Annotated in this window: 13 protein-coding genes; 6 read left to right on the top strand and 7 right to left on the bottom strand. The window is 67.5% G+C overall.

Features of this window, described 5'->3' with window-relative positions:
• Window positions 1–13 precede the first annotated feature (13 nt).
• Genes zwf through tkt form a run of 3 tightly spaced genes read right to left on the bottom strand, consistent with a single transcriptional unit; the run spans window position 14 to window position 4,770 of the window.
• Window positions 14–1,561, bottom strand: a complete 1,548-nt coding sequence (gene zwf / locus BLT81_RS04295) for a glucose-6-phosphate dehydrogenase (protein ID WP_019194593.1) — start codon at window positions 1,559–1,561, stop codon at window positions 14–16.
• A gap of 25 nt (window positions 1,562–1,586) precedes the next feature.
• Window positions 1,587–2,672: a transaldolase gene (gene tal, locus BLT81_RS04300; RefSeq protein WP_019194594.1), complete on the bottom strand. Its 1,086-nt coding sequence runs from the start codon at window positions 2,670–2,672 to the stop codon at window positions 1,587–1,589.
• Between the two features lie 19 nt (window positions 2,673–2,691).
• Entirely contained in the window at window positions 2,692–4,770 is a 2,079-nt protein-coding gene (gene tkt, locus BLT81_RS04305) for a transketolase (RefSeq protein ID WP_051011538.1), read from the bottom strand.
• Between the two features lie 297 nt (window positions 4,771–5,067).
• On the opposite strand from tkt, the gene BLT81_RS04310 reads away from it, so the two are divergent.
• Window positions 5,068–5,997, top strand: coding sequence for a heme o synthase (locus BLT81_RS04310; protein ID WP_081582973.1), 930 nt, complete (start codon window positions 5,068–5,070; stop codon window positions 5,995–5,997).
• Between the two features lie 54 nt (window positions 5,998–6,051).
• Here the strand turns inward: BLT81_RS04310 and BLT81_RS04315 are convergent, their stop codons facing one another.
• The 4 genes from BLT81_RS04315 to mptB form a co-directional block, all read right to left on the bottom strand.
• A complete protein-coding gene (locus BLT81_RS04315) occupies window positions 6,052–6,966 on the bottom strand; it encodes a COX15/CtaA family protein (protein ID WP_040421638.1) in 915 nt (304 codons plus the stop codon).
• A 120-nt stretch (window positions 6,967–7,086) separates the two neighbouring features.
• A complete protein-coding gene (locus BLT81_RS04320; protein ID WP_051011541.1) occupies window positions 7,087–7,791 on the bottom strand; it encodes an ABC transporter permease in 705 nt (234 codons plus the stop codon).
• A 62-nt stretch (window positions 7,792–7,853) separates the two neighbouring features.
• On the bottom strand, window positions 7,854–8,804 hold the full coding sequence (locus BLT81_RS04325; protein WP_051011517.1) for an ABC transporter ATP-binding protein: 951 nt from the start codon (window positions 8,802–8,804) through the stop codon (window positions 7,854–7,856).
• A gap of 11 nt (window positions 8,805–8,815) precedes the next feature.
• Window positions 8,816–10,456, bottom strand: coding sequence for a polyprenol phosphomannose-dependent alpha 1,6 mannosyltransferase MptB (gene mptB / locus BLT81_RS04330; protein ID WP_231286655.1), 1,641 nt, complete (start codon window positions 10,454–10,456; stop codon window positions 8,816–8,818).
• A gap of 185 nt (window positions 10,457–10,641) precedes the next feature.
• Between mptB and BLT81_RS04335 the strand changes: the two genes are divergently transcribed.
• Genes BLT81_RS04335 through BLT81_RS04355 form a run of 5 tightly spaced genes read left to right on the top strand, consistent with a single transcriptional unit; the run spans window position 10,642 to window position 16,015 of the window.
• Window positions 10,642–11,340, top strand: a complete 699-nt coding sequence (locus BLT81_RS04335; protein ID WP_019194601.1) for a helix-turn-helix transcriptional regulator — start codon at window positions 10,642–10,644, stop codon at window positions 11,338–11,340.
• 31 nt (window positions 11,341–11,371) lie between these two features.
• Window positions 11,372–12,778, top strand: a complete 1,407-nt coding sequence (gene sufB, locus BLT81_RS04340) for a Fe-S cluster assembly protein SufB (RefSeq protein ID WP_019194602.1) — start codon at window positions 11,372–11,374, stop codon at window positions 12,776–12,778.
• Window positions 12,779–12,781: 3 nt separating this feature from the next.
• On the top strand, window positions 12,782–13,957 hold the full coding sequence (sufD, locus tag BLT81_RS04345; protein ID WP_019194603.1) for a Fe-S cluster assembly protein SufD: 1,176 nt from the start codon (window positions 12,782–12,784) through the stop codon (window positions 13,955–13,957).
• Window positions 13,958–14,000: 43 nt separating this feature from the next.
• Window positions 14,001–14,759, top strand: coding sequence for a Fe-S cluster assembly ATPase SufC (gene sufC, locus BLT81_RS04350; protein WP_019194604.1), 759 nt, complete (start codon window positions 14,001–14,003; stop codon window positions 14,757–14,759).
• The gene (locus tag BLT81_RS04355; protein WP_040421575.1) at window positions 14,756–16,015 is read left to right on the top strand and encodes a cysteine desulfurase; all 1,260 of its coding nucleotides are present in this window, start codon (window positions 14,756–14,758) and stop codon (window positions 16,013–16,015) included. The genes sufC and BLT81_RS04355 overlap by 4 nt, the downstream gene beginning before the upstream one ends.

Consider the following 16,015-nt stretch of genomic DNA (forward strand, 5'->3'; position numbering starts at 1 on the left):
GTGTGTCTCCCTTCTACGGCCTGCGCCAGACGCGGCCCTCGGCGGCGAGCATGCGGTCGGCGGAGGGAGGCCCCCAGGTGCCGGCCTCGTACTCCTCGGGCTGGCCGTTGTCGGCCCAGTAGTTGAGGATCGGGTCGAGGATATCCCAGCTGTACTCGACCTCTTCGTTGGTGGGAAAGAGGCTGGATTCGTCGAGCAGCGCGTCGAGGATGAGCCTCTCGTAGGCCTCCGGCGACTTCTCGGTGAAGGCCTCGGAATAGGAGAAGTTCATGTTGACGTCGCGCACCTCAAGCGTCGAGCCGGGAACCTTGGAGCCGAAGCGCATGAGCACACCCTCGTCGGGCTGGATCCGCAGCACGACGGCGTTGTTCGTCATGGACTGCGTCTGCCGGGCCTGGAAGGGCTGGTAAGGCGGCCGCTTGAGCACGAGGGCGATCTCCGTGACGCGGCGCCCGAGGCGTTTGCCGGTCCGCAGATAGAAGGGCACGCCCGCCCAGCGCCGCGAGTTGATCTGCAGGGTGCAGGCGGCGAAGGTTTCGGTGGTGGAGGCGGGGTCGAAGCCCTCCTCCTCGCGCAGCCCGAGGACCTTCGTGGAACCCTGCCAGCCAGCGGTGTACTGCCCGCGCGCGGTGGTCCGGTCGAAAGGGCCGACCGGGTAGGTCGCGCGCAGAACCTTGATTTTTTCCGCCTTGAGCTGGCGCGGGGAAAACGAGGCGGGCTCCTCCATGGCGATGAGCGCAAGGAGCTGCATCAGGTGGTTCTGGATGACGTCGCGGGCCGCTCCGATGCCGTCGTAGTATCCGGCGCGCCCGCCGAGGCCGATCTCCTCGGCCATGGTGATTTGGACGTGGTCGATGTAGTTGGCGTTCCAGATCGGCTCGAACATCTGGTTGGCGAAGCGCAGCGCCAGGATGTTTTGCACCGTTTCCTTGCCCAGGTAGTGGTCGATGCGGAAGACGGAACTTTCGGGAAAGACCTGGTTGACCACCTCGTTGAGCTCGCGGGCGGAGGCGGCGTCGTGGCCGAAGGGCTTCTCGATGACCACGCGCCGCCACTGGTCCTCGCTCGGGGTGGCCATGCCGGTGCGGTCGAGCTGGTTGACCACGTCGGAGAAGTACTCCGGCGGCACCGACAGGTAGTAGGCCCAGTTGCCGGCGGTGCCGCGCGTGGCGTCCATCTCGCGGGTGAGCTGCGCTAGGGAGTCAAAGGCCTCGTCGTGGTCGAACGCCCCCTGCACGAAGTGCATGCCTTCGGCGAGGCGCTCCCAGACGTTGTCGTTGAAGCGCGTCCGCGCGCTCTTTTCGACGGCCTCACGCACGTACCCCTCAAAGTCCTGCTTGCTCCACTCGCGGCGGCCGAACCCGATGAGCGTAAAGCCGGCGGGCAACAGGCCGCGGTTGGCGAGGTCGTAGAGGGCGGGGAGGAGCTTCTTTCGCGCCAAGTCCCCCGTGACGCCGAAGATGACGAGGCCGGAGGGGCCCGCGATGCGGGGCAGACGCGTGTCGTCGTTGAGGCGCAGCGGGTTGATGGGGGTGTTCTCGTGTGTATCGGGCTGGGCCACGTAGATAGATACCTTTCCGGGAAAGCTAGCGGAGGTTGTCCTGCATGGAGTCGAGGAGCTCCTGCCAGGCGTCCACGAACTTCTCCACGCCCTCCCGCTCGAGGACGCGGACGACGTCGTCGATGTCGATGCCGACGGAAACGAGCTGGTCGAAGACCTCCTGGGCACCGGCTGCGGTGTCCGTGAGAGTGTCGCCGTGGAGGCCGCCGAGCTCGTGGACGGCGTCGAGGGTGGCCTCGGGCATGGTGTTGACGGTGTGCGGGCCCGCGAGCTCCGTCACGTACATGGTGGCCGGGTAGGCGGGGTTCTTCACACCGGTCGATGCCCACAGGGGGCGCTGCAGGTTCGTCCCCGCAGGAAGGTCGCCGAGGTCGTCGAAAGAGTCGCGGAAGAGCTGGTAAGCGAGCCGTGCGTTGGCGATTCCGGCCGTGCCGCGCAGCGCGAGCGCCTCGTCGGTGCCGATGGTCTCCAGGCGGTTGTCTACCTCGGTGTCCATGCGGGAGACGAAGAAGGAGGCGACGGAGTGGATCGTGGACACGTCGTGGCCGGCGTCGGCGGCGCGGCGGATGCCCTCCTTGTAGGCCTCGATGACCTGCCGGTAGCGCTCGACGGAGAAGATCAGGGTGACGTTGACGGAGATCCCCTCTGCGAGGGCGGCAGTGATCGCGGGCAGGGATTCGTCGGTGGCCGGGATCTTGATCATCACGTTGTCGCGGCCAACGAGGTTCCACAGGCTCCGGGCGTGCTCCACCGTGCGTTCCTCGTCCGCGGCGTAACGCGGGTCGACCTCGATGGAGACGCGGCCGTCGCGCCCGCCGGTGCGCTCGAAGACGTCGGAGAAAAGGTCGCAGGCGTCCTGGACGTCTTTGATGCTCATGGCGTAAACGGCCTCGTCGACACCCGCGCCGGCGGCCTTGAGCTCGGCGAGTTGGGCGTCGTACGCCGTGCCCGCGGACATGGCCTTGGCAAAGATGGCGGGGTTCGTGGTCACCCCGACGATGGAACGCGAGGCGCGGATCTCGTCGAGGTTGCCACTGGTGATGCGGTCGCGGGAGAGGTCGTCGAGCCAGGTGGCGGTACCGAGCTCCGCTAGGTCGTCGATGTAAGTCATGGCGTGAAGGGACCTTTCGTTAAGCGTTGCGGACGGAGTCGAGGGAGTCTCGGGCGGCGGCGAGAACGGCGTCGGCGGTGAAGCCGAAACGCTCGAACAGCTCCGCGCCCGGGGCGGAGGCACCGAAGTGCTCCAGCGAGACGGTGCGGCCGTGGTCGCCGGTGAAGCGGTGCCACGGCATGGACACGCCGGCCTCGACGGAGACGCGCGCCTTGACCGCCCGGGGCAGGACGGACTCAATGTAGTCCTCCTCCTGCTCGAGGAACCAGTCGATCGACGGCACGGAGACGACGCGCGCGGCGGTGCCGTCCTGCTCAAGGCGCGCGGCGGCCTCGACCGCGTACTGCACCTCGGAGCCAGAGGCCATGAGGATCACGTCCGGTGTCGGCGCCGATGACTCGACGAGGACGTAGGCGCCGCGAGCGACGCCCTCGACGGCCTTGTCCTTCGTGCCTTCCAGGACGGGCAGGTTCTGGCGGGACAGGGCGAGGATCTTCGGCTGCTCCCGGGCCTCGAGGGCGGCGCGCCATGCTGCGGAGGTCTCGTTGGCATCGGCCGGGCGAATGACGGCGAGGTCGGGGATGGCGCGCAAGGCGGCCAGCGTCTCCACCGGCTGGTGGGTGGGGCCGTCCTCGCCGAGACCGACGGAATCGTGCGTGAACACGTAGTAGCCGTCGATGCCGGACAGCGCCGCGACGCGGAGAGCGGGGTAGAGGTACTCGGAGAAGATGAGGAAGGTGCCGCCGTAGACGCGGGTGCCGCCGTGCAGGGCGATACCGTTCATGATCGCGCCCATGGCGTGCTCGCGGATACCGAAGTGCAGGTTGCGTCCGTAGGGCTCGGCGGTGAACGCGTCGGTGGAGATCGCGGCGGGTCCGAAGGAGGGCGCGCCCTTGATCAGCGTGTTGTTGGAGCCAGCGAGGTCGGCCGAGCCGCCCCACAGCTCGGGCAGCGCGGCCGCCGCGGCTTGGATGGCGGCTTCGGAGGCCTTGCGGGTGGCCAGCCCCTTCGCGTCGGGCTCCCAGGTGGGCATGTCGTCGGCCCAGCCTTCGGGCAGCTGGCGAGCGGTGAGCCGGTCGAGCAGCTCCTTATTTTCCGGGTTGGCCGTTGCCCACGCCGCGAACTTCTCCTCCCAGGCCGCGCGCTTGGCGGCGGAGCGTTCGACGAGGCCGCGGGTGTGGGCGATGACCTCGTCCTCGACGGGGAAGGAGACAGCAGGGTCGAAGCCGAGCGCCTCCTTGACCAGGGCGACCTCCTCCGCGCCGAGGGCGGCTCCGTGGGCGGCGCCGGTGTTTTGCAGGTTCGGGGCGGGGTAGCCGATGACGGTCTTGACCCGGATGATGCTCGGGCGGGCGGTCTCCGCCTGCGCCTCGGCGACGGCGGCCTCGATGGCCACGACGTCCTCGCCGGATTCGACCGTGAGCGTCTGCCAGCCGTAGGCCTCGTAGCGGGCCATGACGTCTTCGGTGAACGCGATTTGCGTGTCGTCCTCGATGGAGATGCGGTTGTCGTCCCAGAAGAGGATGAGGTTGCCCAGCTGCTGCGTACCCGCCAGGGAGCTGGCCTCGGAGGTCACGCCCTCCTGGAGGCAGCCGTCGCCGGCGATGACGTAGATGAAGTGGTCGAAGGGGGACTCGCCCGCCGGGGCCTGCGGGTCGTAGAGGCCGCGCTCGCGGCGCGCGGCCATCGCCATGCCGACAGCCGACGCCAGCCCCTGGCCGAGCGGCCCGGTGGTGATCTCGACATGGGCCGTGTGGTTGTACTCGGGGTGCCCCGGGGTCTTCGAGCCCCAGGTGCGCAGGGCCTTCAGGTCCTCGATCTCGAGCCCGAGACCGCCGAGGTAGAGCTGGATGTATTGGGTCAGCGAAGAGTGCCCGTTCGACAGCACGAAGCGGTCGCGGCCGATCCAGTGCGGGTCGGTGGGGTCGATGTTCATGACACGCTGGTAGAGGGTGTACGCCAACGGCGCGAGCGACATCGCGGTGCCAGGGTGGCCGGAGCCGCAGTTCTCCACGGCGTCGGCGGCCAGCACGCGGACGGTGTCCACGGCCCGGGTGTCGGTGTCGGTCCAGTCGTCCGGGTAGTTGCGGACGGTCATGGCCTCGAGTTCAGAGGGGAGGGAAGGCACGATCGGGTTCCTCACTTTTCAGGGCAGCTTGGCGTTTCAGGCGGCTCTCTGGCGCGCGTACCAGACCAGCCTAATGGTTCGCCGCCACGCGCGTCCCATGGACTGGCGCCCGCGTACCCGGCGCGAGCGCAATTGGTTCCGCGCGACCGTGTGGCGCTACTATCATCCAAAGGGTTGAGGCCGCTGGGAACTTGTGCGCCCTGCCCGACGACTACTTGTTGTGTAACCACACGGACGCGCCCGCGGGAGCGCTGGCCGCATGCTTGTCTGGAGGAGAATTTCTTGGAGACCATCAAGGCCTATTTCGCGTTGACAAAGCCGAGGGTCATTGAGCTCCTACTCGTCGCGGCGATCCCAGCAATGCTGCAGGCGGACCGCGGCAACGTCCACGTGTGGCTGATTCTGGCCACGCTGCTCGGCGGCTGGATGGGTGCGGCCGCGGCCAACACCTTCAACATGGTCGCCGACTACGACATCGACCAGAAGATGGGCCGCACGCGGGCCCGGCCGCTTGTGCGCGAGAAGGTGACCAAGAAGCGCGCCGCGATTTTCGCGTGGGTGCTGCTCATCGTGGGCGTCCTGTGGCTCGGCGTGCTGTGCAACTCGTGGCTGGCGGCGTTTTTCATCGTCTTGACCAACTGGTTCTACATCTTTGTTTACACGAAATGGCTGAAGCGCCGCACGTGGCAGAACGTCATCTGGGGCGGCGCCGCCGGCTGCATGCCGGTGCTCGTTGGCTGGGCGGTCATCCGCGACAACGTCGACGACGGCAGCCCGGACCGCTGGTGGCAGGCCATCGTCATGTTCCTCATCATCTTCTTCTGGACGCCGCCGCACACCTGGGCGCTCGCCCTGAAGTACCGCGAGGATTACGCCCGCGCAGAGGTCCCCATGCTGCCGGTGGTGGCCTCGGCGGAGGAGACGACCCGCCAGATCCTCATCTATTCGTGGATCACCGTCGCTATCTCGCTCGCTCTCGTGCCGGCGACCTCGTGGCCGTACCTCGCCGCCGCTGTGATCGCCGGCGCCGCCTTCCTCGTGCGCGCGACCCAGCTACACAACCAGGTCAAGCGTGGGGAGTCCGTGAAGCCGTTGAAGCTGTTCATTTTGTCAAACAACTACCTGGCCGCGGTCTTCCTCGTGCTCTCCATCGACGCGATCCTCGGCTGGGAGACCATCGCGGAGGTCGTCTTCTAGGCGCACGCGTAAGGCGTCGATAAGCACTGCGCTTATCGACGCCTTTCCTTCTGCCTAGACCAGAGTGGGCATCCTCCGCCTGCCGTGCGCGTAGAGGAAGGCGCAGAACGCGACGACGACCGACGACATCGCGATGTGCATCGGCACGGTCCACCGCGGCACCCCCAAGTAGAACTGGGTTACGCCGATCGCCCATTGGACCAGCAGCGCGCCGACCAGGACGAGCGCCGTGCGGAAGGCGTCCTTCGGGGCGTGATCGCGGCGCAGCAGGTACACGGTGACGAGGGTGGTGAACAGGTAGACGTACATCGCCGCCGCGTGAACGTAAGCGAGCATCCGGGTATCCAGGTCGAGCCGGCCCTCCATGCCCACGCCAGCGTCGCCGGAGTGGGGGCCCGAGCCGGTGACCATCGTGCCCGTGATGAGCACGAGCGACAGGGCCACGGCGGCGACGATGGTGAAGGTCCTCGCGATGGAGGAAAAGCGACGTTGCGGCTGCGCGTCATCGGTTTCGGCGATGCGCATGTAGAGCAGCGCGGCGATCCACACGAGGATCATCGACGGCAGGAAGTGCAGCGCGACTGTCCACCAGTGCAGGTTCATGAGGACGGACATCCCGCCGATGACGGCCTGGACGCCGATGCCCGCGAGCGAAGCGCCGGCGAGCCAGATGATCTCTGAACGCCGCTTGGCGCGGACGACCGCGACGAGAACGGCGACTGCCGCCGCCGAGAGGACAATGGCGAGCAAGCGGTTGCCGAACTCGATGGCCTGGTGGATCCACGGCGCCGCCCCGGCGACGGGGACGAGCGAGCCTTCGTGGCACAGCGGCCACGTGTCGCAGCCGAGGCCGGAGCCGGTGACGCGGACCAGCGAGCCCGTAACGGTGATGCCGCCCTGCCCCAGAAGGAGTAGCAGCGCCAGGATGCGTTGGAGCCGGATGCTGGGTGGGGTCCACGCGGCGCGCAGGCGCGCGAGGACGCCGTCAGTCGAGGTCAGGGACGTCTCGTGTGTGGTACTCACAGTTGAACTGCTGCCTTCCAATACAACTTTCGGACGAATGTCAGCATAACTGACTGGGGGGTAAAACTAGCCATCGAAACGGAACCAGCGGGACGCCGCCGCGATGCCGACGACGGTCCACGCGAGTAGCGACGCCCACGTTGCCGGGGCGAAGGTGAGGTCGAACGCCTGTGCCATCGCGGCGGCGAGCGCCACCGAGGGCGCGAGGTTCCACCAGCCGGCGGCCGTGATGTCGCCGGAGTAGGCCACCCAGCCGAGGACGCCCATGAGCACCAGCCACAGCAGGTTGGCCAGCGCCAGCACGAGCTCGGAGCTCTGGCTGCCGCCCATGAGCAGGCCGAGCGACGTGAAGGCGGCCACCCCGAAAAGGAGGGCGACAAGTCCGGCCGCGGCCTCGTCCGGGTCTACGCGCCAGCCGAGGAGCAGTGCAATGACGCTCAGCACGAGGATCTGAACCGCGACCGTGGAGAGCACCCCGAGGATCTTGCCAACGATAATCGTCGAGGCCGGCACCCCGGAGGCGCCTGTGCGCTTGAGGGCGCCGTAGCGGCGGTCGAAGGCCAGGGCGATGGCCTGCCCGGTAAAGCCCGAGCTGCTGGCGGCGACGGCGAAGACCATCGGCACGATGTGGTCGAGGTTGGGGTCCTCGCCGAGAACGGGCACGGTCGCCCCAATCACGAGCATGACGGCGGGGATGACGATGTTGAGCAGAAGCTGCTCGCCGTGGCGTAACAGCAGCTTGGACTCGATGGCGCCCTGGGCGAGCGCCATGCGCGCGGCGGGCGCGCGCTGCGGGTGCGGGGTGAAGGTGCCGGCGGGAATGTTCACGGTGTCTAGCTCCTGAGGTCGCGTCCGGTGATGTCGAGGAAGACGTCTTCGAGGGTGCGGTGGGTGACCCCCATCTCGCGGATCTGCACGCCCTGGGCGGCGGCCTCGGCCGCCACCGCGGCGATGACCTCCGGGCTGGCGTCGCCCGCCACTTGGTAGCGCAGCGGCCGGTTCGACTGGGCGGTGTGCTGGTACCCACGCAACGCGTCGTTGAGGCGGTCCAGGTCGAAGGGCGCGGCCGTTTCCACGCTGATAAGCGGGGAGCACTCGTGGCGCGTGAGGTCGGCGGGGGTGCCTTCGGCGACGACGCGGCCCTGATCGACGATGACGACTTTGTCCGCCAGCGCCTCGGCCTCGTCCATGAGGTGTGTGGTGAGCAGCACGCTCACCCCGTCGTCACGCATTGCGGAGATGATGTCCCACACGGCCAGGCGCGACTGGGCGTCCATGCCCGCGGTGGGCTCGTCGAGGAAGATGAGCTCGGGGCGGCCGATCATCGCGAGCGCGAAGGAAAGACGCTGCTTCTGCCCGCCGGACAGGCGCCGGTACGTCGTCTTGTGCACCCCCTCGAGGCCGAGCAGGCCGATCAGCCAGTCGACGTCGAGGGGATTTTTGTTGTAGGACGCCGTCAGCTGGAGCATCTCGCGCACCGTGATCCCGGAGTACGAGCCGCCGCCCTGCAGCATGATGCCGACGCGCGCGCGGACTTTCTCCGGCTGCGCCACCGGGTCGAGGCCGAGGACGCGGATCGAGCCGGAGGTCGGGGAGATGAGCCCCTCGCACATCTCCACCGTCGTCGTCTTGCCCGCGCCGTTCGGCCCGAGCAGGGCGAGCACGTCTCCGCGCGCGGCGGTGAAGCTCATCCCCGCCACCGCGGTCGTGGAGCCGTACGTCTTGGTTACGTCCTCCACGACGAGGGCGTCCGCCGACGGCGATCCTCCAAAAGTTGTACTCATGGGGGTGTAGTTTAGACCCTCGCCCCGCGGCGCCGGTACCAGAGCCAGGCCGCCCCGACGAGCACGGCGAAAGCGACGGCAGCCGAGGCGTAGATTGTGACCACCGTCCCGGGCGGGAGCGCGAGCCCGCGCGGAAGCACGAGGAAGCTAAACACCGTCGAGTAGACCCCCACCCCGACGCGGAAGGACAGGCGGTTCGCCCAGGCCGCCAGGGGCACGATCGCCCACAGCGGGTACCAGGGGTGGACGACGGGGAAGAGGATCACCAGCACCAGCGTGGACACCCCCAGCGCGCCGACCGGATGGATGGTGCCGCGGTAGGTGGCCCACAGCATGCGGAACATGAACACCGCCGCCGCGGCGAGCCCGGCGATCCTCGTGACCGCCATCATGGCCTCGGTGTGGTCGCCGAAGCCCAACAGCATGCCGAAAAAGCCGGCGATGACCCCGATGTCGGTGGTCAGCGACAGCCAGCTGCGGATCGCCGCCGCCCCGCCCTGCCCGGTGATCCAGCCGAAGCCGATGCCGGTCACCCACGTGGCCACGAGGACGGCGGCCACCAGCAACACGGTTTGTACGGCAACAGCGGCGACGAGCGCCCACGCGCCTATCCGGGGCTTCCACGCCCGCGCGAGCGCCATGTCCACGAACCCCAGGGCGATAAAGCCGGTCACCTTGACCATCCCGCCGCACGAAATGAGCCCCCCCGAGGCGACGAGGAGCGCGGCGGCGCGGGCGGGGCGAGCGTGAACGGCGTCGACGCCGCGCAGCCCGAGTTCGAGCCCGACGAGGACGAGGCCCAGAAGCAGCGCCTCGTTGTGGATCCCGCCGACGAGGTGGAGGATGGTCAGCGGGTTGAGAATGCCCAGCCACACCGCGGCGGAGCTGGCGACGCCGCAGCGCCGCGACAGCGCGATGACGCCCCAGGCGGCCGCGGCGATGCCGAGCAGGGACACCGTGCGGTGCGCGAGCACGCCGTAGAGGATCGAGTCGTTCGTCAGCCACGAAATCGCGGCGGCCACGCCGAGGGCGACCGGTCCGTAGGGGCTGGGAGAATCCGCCCAGATGAACGGCACAGAGCGCGCGAGGTGGTTCTCCGTGCCGAGGATGTCGACGGGCCCGGCGGCGTACGGGTCGAGCCCGTGCCGGGCGATCGAGCCGTGCGCGAGGTAGGAGTAAATGTCTTGCGTGAACAGCGGGGCGGTGAACAGCAGCGGCGCCACCCAGGCGGCGCAGGTCCGCAGGAGCAGCGCCGGGCGCACCCGCGGTGGCGCCGATCCAGCGCCTACGAACGGGCCCATGAACACCCACGCGACCACGAGGAAGCCCACCCCGATGAGCACGAGCGAGGACGACGCCTGCAGCATTCGGGCCATGACCGAGCCCAGCGGCATCGCGCCGTAGGGGTTATCCACCACCGGCAGCGCACCGCCGCCGAGCCCGCCGAGCCCCATCAGCAGGGTTCCCACGAGGCCCAGCCAACGCAGCAAGGAAAAACGGTTGAGCTCGCTTATCGACGCCCGGACAAAGCGCTCCTCCTGCCGGGATTCCCCGTGCAGCTCCGCGGACCGCGACCCGGGCCGGCCGAGGCGCGGAACGACACTGCGCGGGCTCGGCAGGGAAGGCGGGGTAGGCAGGACGGAGCGTGACACGGGTGAAGATTCTAGCCCGGATGCCCACCATGCCTGCGCGTAGTGAGGTTACCCTTATGGGCGGAATGAATAAAGTGACACTACTGTTGGAAAAAGGTGGAGGCGGAAGAGTGGTGTACGCCACCTACCGCCGCGTTAATCGCCGTGTCACTTAGGGACGAGAAGCAAAGCAAAGAGGTGAACAGATGACGGAGCAGCCCCGCTCGATCAGTGGCGACACCCGGCGCGAAGTCATGTCGCTGCTGCTCAAGCTCGGCCCGGTCACCGCATCCGAGTTAGGGGAGTCCCTCGGGCTCTCTGCAGCGGGTGTGAGGCGCCACCTAGACAAGCTGGTCGACGAGAATTATGCCGAGACCTGCGAACCGCGTGCCGTGGCGGGGGCGGGTGCCTCCCGCGGTCGCCCCGCGAAGCACTACCAGCTGACGGACGACGGCCGAGAGCTCTTCGGCAGCAGCTACGACTCCCTCGCTGTGGAGGCGGTCGAGCTGATCCGCCAGATCGGTGGCCCCGAGGCCGTGCGGGCCTTCGCACGCGGCAGGATCGACAAGATCCTCGCTGGGGTGGCCGAGGCCTCGGACGGGGACGTCGAGGATACTGCCCGCCGCCTCGCGGAGGTGCTCGACGCCCACGGCTACGCAGCGTCCGTGACAAAGGCGGGCGCCGGTATCCAAATCTGCCAGCACCACTGCCCGGTCGCCTCGGTGGCCGCGGAGCACCCGGAGCTGTGCGAGGCGGAGCACGAGGCAATTTCGCACCTCGTCGGCAGCCATGTTCAACCGTTGGCGCTCATCGCCGACGGCAACGGTATCTGCACGACCAACATCCCCCTGGCCCCGATCAACCGGGCCGGGGCTTTACCCGAAAGGAGCGGAGAACGTGACTGATACAACTCCCGCACCCGGCCTGGAAAGGCCGATGAACGACGACGAAATTATCGAGTCTATCGGTGCCTACAACTACGGCTGGCACGATTCCGACGCTGCGGGCGCGGCAGCGCGCCGCGGCCTGAGCGCCGAGGTCGTGAGCGACATTTCGGCGATTAAGCAGGAGCCGGAGTGGATGCTGCAGCAGCGCCTGAAGGCCCTCGATATCTTTGAGAAGAAGCCGCTGCCGACGTGGGGCGCCGACCTGTCGGACATCGACTTCGACAACATTAAGTACTACGTGCGCTCGACCGAGCAGCAGGCTACCTCCTGGGAGGACCTGCCGGAGGACATTAAGAACACCTACGACAAGCTCGGCATCCCGGAGGCGGAGAAGCAGCGCCTCGTCGCCGGCGTCGCAGCGCAGTACGAGTCCGAGGTGGTCTACCACCAGATCCGCGAGGACCTCGAGGCGAAGGGCGTCATCTTCGTCGACACCGACACCGCCCTGCGCGAGCACGAGGACCTGTTCAAGGAGTACTTCGGTTCCGTCATTCCGGCGGGCGACAACAAGTTCTCCGCCCTCAACTCCGCCGTGTGGTCCGGCGGCTCCTTCATCTACGTGCCGCCGGGGGTCCACGTGGACATCCCGCTGCAGGCCTACTTCCGCATTAACACGGAGAACATGGGCCAGTTCGAGCGCACCCTCATCATCGTCGACGAGGACGCGTACGTGCACTACGTCGAGGGCTGCACCGCGCCGATCTACAAGTCGGACTCGCTGCACTCCGCCGTGGTGGAGATCATCGTGAAGAAGGGCGGCCGCTGCCGCTACACCACCATCCAGAACTGGTCGAACAACGTCTACAACCTGGTGACCAAGCGCGCCAAGGCGGAAGAGGGCGCGACCATGGAGTGGGTCGACGGCAATATCGGCTCCAAGGTGACCATGAAGTACCCGGCCGTGTGGATGACCGGCGAGCACGCCCGCGGAGAGGTCCTCTCTGTCGCCTTCGCCGGCGAGGGTCAGTTCCAGGACACTGGCGCGAAGATGACCCACCTCGCGCCCCACACCTCCTCGACGATCGTGTCCAAGTCCGTCGCCCGCGGTGGCGGCCGCGCGGCTTACCGCGGTCTGGTGCAGGTGCACCCGAACGCGCACCACTCTGCCTCCAACGTCGAGTGCGACGCGCTGCTGGTAGACAACATCTCCCGCTCGGACACCTACCCCTACAACGACATCCGCAACGACCACGTGACGCTGGGCCACGAGGCGAAGGTGTCGAAGGTCTCCGAGGAGCAGCTGTTCTACCTCATGTCCCGCGGCATCGAGGAAGAGGAGGCCATGGCGATGATCGTCCGCGGCTTCGTCGAGCCCATCGCGAAGGAGCTCCCGATGGAGTACGCCCTGGAGCTCAACCGTCTTATCGAACTGCAAATGGAAGGATCGGTGGGCTAAATAATGACCCAAGCTGCTGCTGAAACTGTCAACTCCGGCACGCCCCACAACAACAAGGGCGACCTGTTTTCCTCCTTCGATGTCGAGGACTTCCCGGTCCCGGGCGGCCGCGACGAGGTGTGGCGCTTCCTACCGCTGCGTCGCATTCGTGGCCTGCACAACGGCTCTTTCCCCGAGGCCGCGGAGGCGCGGATCACGGTCGAGGGCCCGAGCGAGGTCTCTGTTGAGAAGGTGGCGCAGAACGACGAGCGCCTGAAGGCCGCCGGCGCCCCCGTCGACCGCGTCGCCGCCCAGGCGTGGACGGCCGCGGCGTCCGGCACCATCGTGAGCATCCCGGCAAACGCCGAGCTCTCCGAGCCTGTCGTCATCACCGTCACTGGGGCTGGCCCGGACGTGACCACCTTCGGCACCGTCCTCATCGAGACCGGCGCGAACTCCCAGGCCACCATCCTGGTCAACTACGAGGGCTCCGGCACCCACGCCGACAACGTCAACTGGGTGCTGGGCGACGGCTCCCGCGTTCACGCCGTGGTGGACGCCGAGTGGGCCCACGACACGGTCCACCTCGGCGCCCAGCAGATCGTCGTCGGCCGTGATGCGACCCTGCGCCACACGGTGACCACTTTTGGTGGCGAGGTCGTGCGCATCACCCCGCGCGTGAAGTTCACCGCGCCCGGCGGCGACGTGGAGCTTACCGGCGTGTACTTCGCCGACGACGGCCAGTACATCGAGAACCGCCTGCTCGTCGACCACTCGGTGCCGAACTGCCGCTCCAACGTCCTGTACAAGGGCGCCCTGCAGGGCAAGAAGGGTTCCGACAAGCCGGACGCGCACACCTGCTGGGTGGGCGACGTGCTGATCCGTGCTGAGGCCCAAGGCACCGACACCTACGAAACGAACCGCAACATGGTGCTCACCGACGCTGCCCGCGCCGACGCGATCCCGAACTTGGAGATCGAGACCGGCGAGATCGCCGGTGCCGGCCACGCCGCAACCGTCGGCCGTTTCGACGAGGAGCAGCTGTTTTACCTGCGCGCCCGCGGTATCCCTGAAGAAGAGGCCACCCGCCTGATCATCCGTGGCTTCTTCAACGAGGTGCTCAACCTCATCCCGGTCGAGTCTGTCCGCGACGAGTTGATCGCCCGCGTCTCCGGCGAGCTCGAGCAGGCCAACCTTTAAAGCCACCCCCGACACCGACAGAAAGCAGACGGTACGAAAACCCATGTCTACTCTCGAAATCAAGAACCTCCACGCCAACGTCCTGCCCACCGAGGAAGGCCAGGAGCCGAAGCCCATCCTCAAGGGCGTCAACCTGACCATTAAGTCGGGCGAGACCCACGCCATCATGGGCCCGAACGGGTCCGGCAAGTCCACCCTTGCGTACACGCTCGCCGGCCACCCCAAGTACGAGGTGACCGAGGGTGAGGTGCTTCTCGACGGCGAGAACATCCTCGAAATGGAAGTCGACGAGCGCGCCCGCGCCGGCCTCTTCCTGGCTATGCAGTACCCGGTCGAGGTCCCCGGCGTGTCCTCTTCCAACTTCATGCGCTCGGCCGTCACCGCCGTGCGCGGCGAGGCCCCGAAGCTGCGCGAGTGGGTCCAAGAGCTCAACGACGCCCGCGAGTCCCTCCAAATGGATGCCTCCTTCTCCGAGCGCTCCGTCAACGAGGGCTTCTCCGGCGGCGAGAAGAAGCGCCACGAGGTCATGCAGCTGGCGCTCATGAAGCCCAAGTTTGCCATCATGGACGAGACCGACTCCGGCCTCGACGTCGACGCGCTGCGCATCGTCTCGGACGGCATCAACAAGTACCAGGGCGACACCGACGGCGGCGTGCTGATGATTACGCACTACAAGCGCATCCTCAACTACGTCACCCCGGACTACGTCCACATCTTCGCCGACGGCAAGATCGTCGATACCGGCGACGCATCCCTGGCAGACACCCTCGAGGCGGAAGGCTACGAGAAGTTCATCTCATGACATACACACACTCAGACGGAACGCTCAACGTGGACGCCATCCGCGCGGAGTTTCCGATCCTGTCCCGCACCGTCCGCGACGGCAAGCCGCTGGTTTACCTCGACTCCGGTGCGACCTCGCAGCGACCGGAACGCGTGTGGAACGCCGAGCGCGAGTTTGTGTTGAACACCTTCGCGCCCGTGCACCGCGGCTCGTATCAGCTCGCGGAGGAGGCGACCGACGCCTACGAGACGGCGCGCGATCGCATCGCGGCCTTCGTCGGGGCGGCGGGGCACGAAATCGCGTTTACGAAGAACGCGACGGAGGCCCTCAACCTCGTCGCGTACGCTCTCGGTGACGACCGCGCCGGCGACCACCGCGTCAGCGAGGGCGACACCATTGTGGTCACCGAGCTCGAACACCACGCGAACCTAGTGCCGTGGCAGGAACTCGCGCGCCGCACCGGCGCGCGGCTGAAGTGGTATGAGATGACCCCAGACGGGCGGATCGACCTCGATTCGCTTGAGCTGGACAGCTCGGTGAAGGTGGTTGCCTTTACTCACCAATCCAACGTCACGGGCGCGCACGCGGACGTGGCGGAGATGGTGCGCCGGGCGCAGGAGGTCGGGGCGCTTACGGTCCTCGATGCCTGCCAGTCGGTGCCGCACATGGCGGTCGACTTCCACGCTCTGGATGTTGACTTCGCCGCCTTCTCCGGCCACAAGATGTGCGGCCCCTCGGGCGTCGGCGTCCTCTATGGCAAGGGCTCGCTTCTCGACGCCCTCCCGCCCTTCCTCACCGGCGGCTCGATGATCGAGATGGTCCACATGGACCACTCCACGTACGCCCCGGCACCGCAGCGCTTCGAGGCGGGCACCCAGATGACCAGCCAGGTCGTCGGTCTGGGCGCCGCGGTGGAGTTCCTCTCCGAGATCGGTATGGACGCCATCGCCGCCCACGAGCACGAACTGACCGCGGCGGCGCTGGAGAAGATGCAGGCCATCGACGGCCTGCACATCACCGGACCGAAAACCGCCGAGAAGCGCGGCGGCGCCATCGCCTTCACCGTCGATGGGCTGCACCCGCACGACCTCGGCCAGGTCCTCGATGCCGAGGGCGTGGCCGTGCGCACCGGGCACCACTGCGCGTGGCCAGCCCACCGCGCACTCGATGCTCAGGCGACGGCGCGCGCCAGCTTCTACCTGTACAACACGCACGAGGAGGTCGACGCCCTCGTCGCAGCCATCAACAAAGCCAAGCAGTTCTTCGGGGTGTGA

The organism is Corynebacterium timonense (assembly GCF_900105305.1).
Taxonomy (GTDB): Bacteria; Actinomycetota; Actinomycetes; order Mycobacteriales; family Mycobacteriaceae; genus Corynebacterium; species Corynebacterium timonense.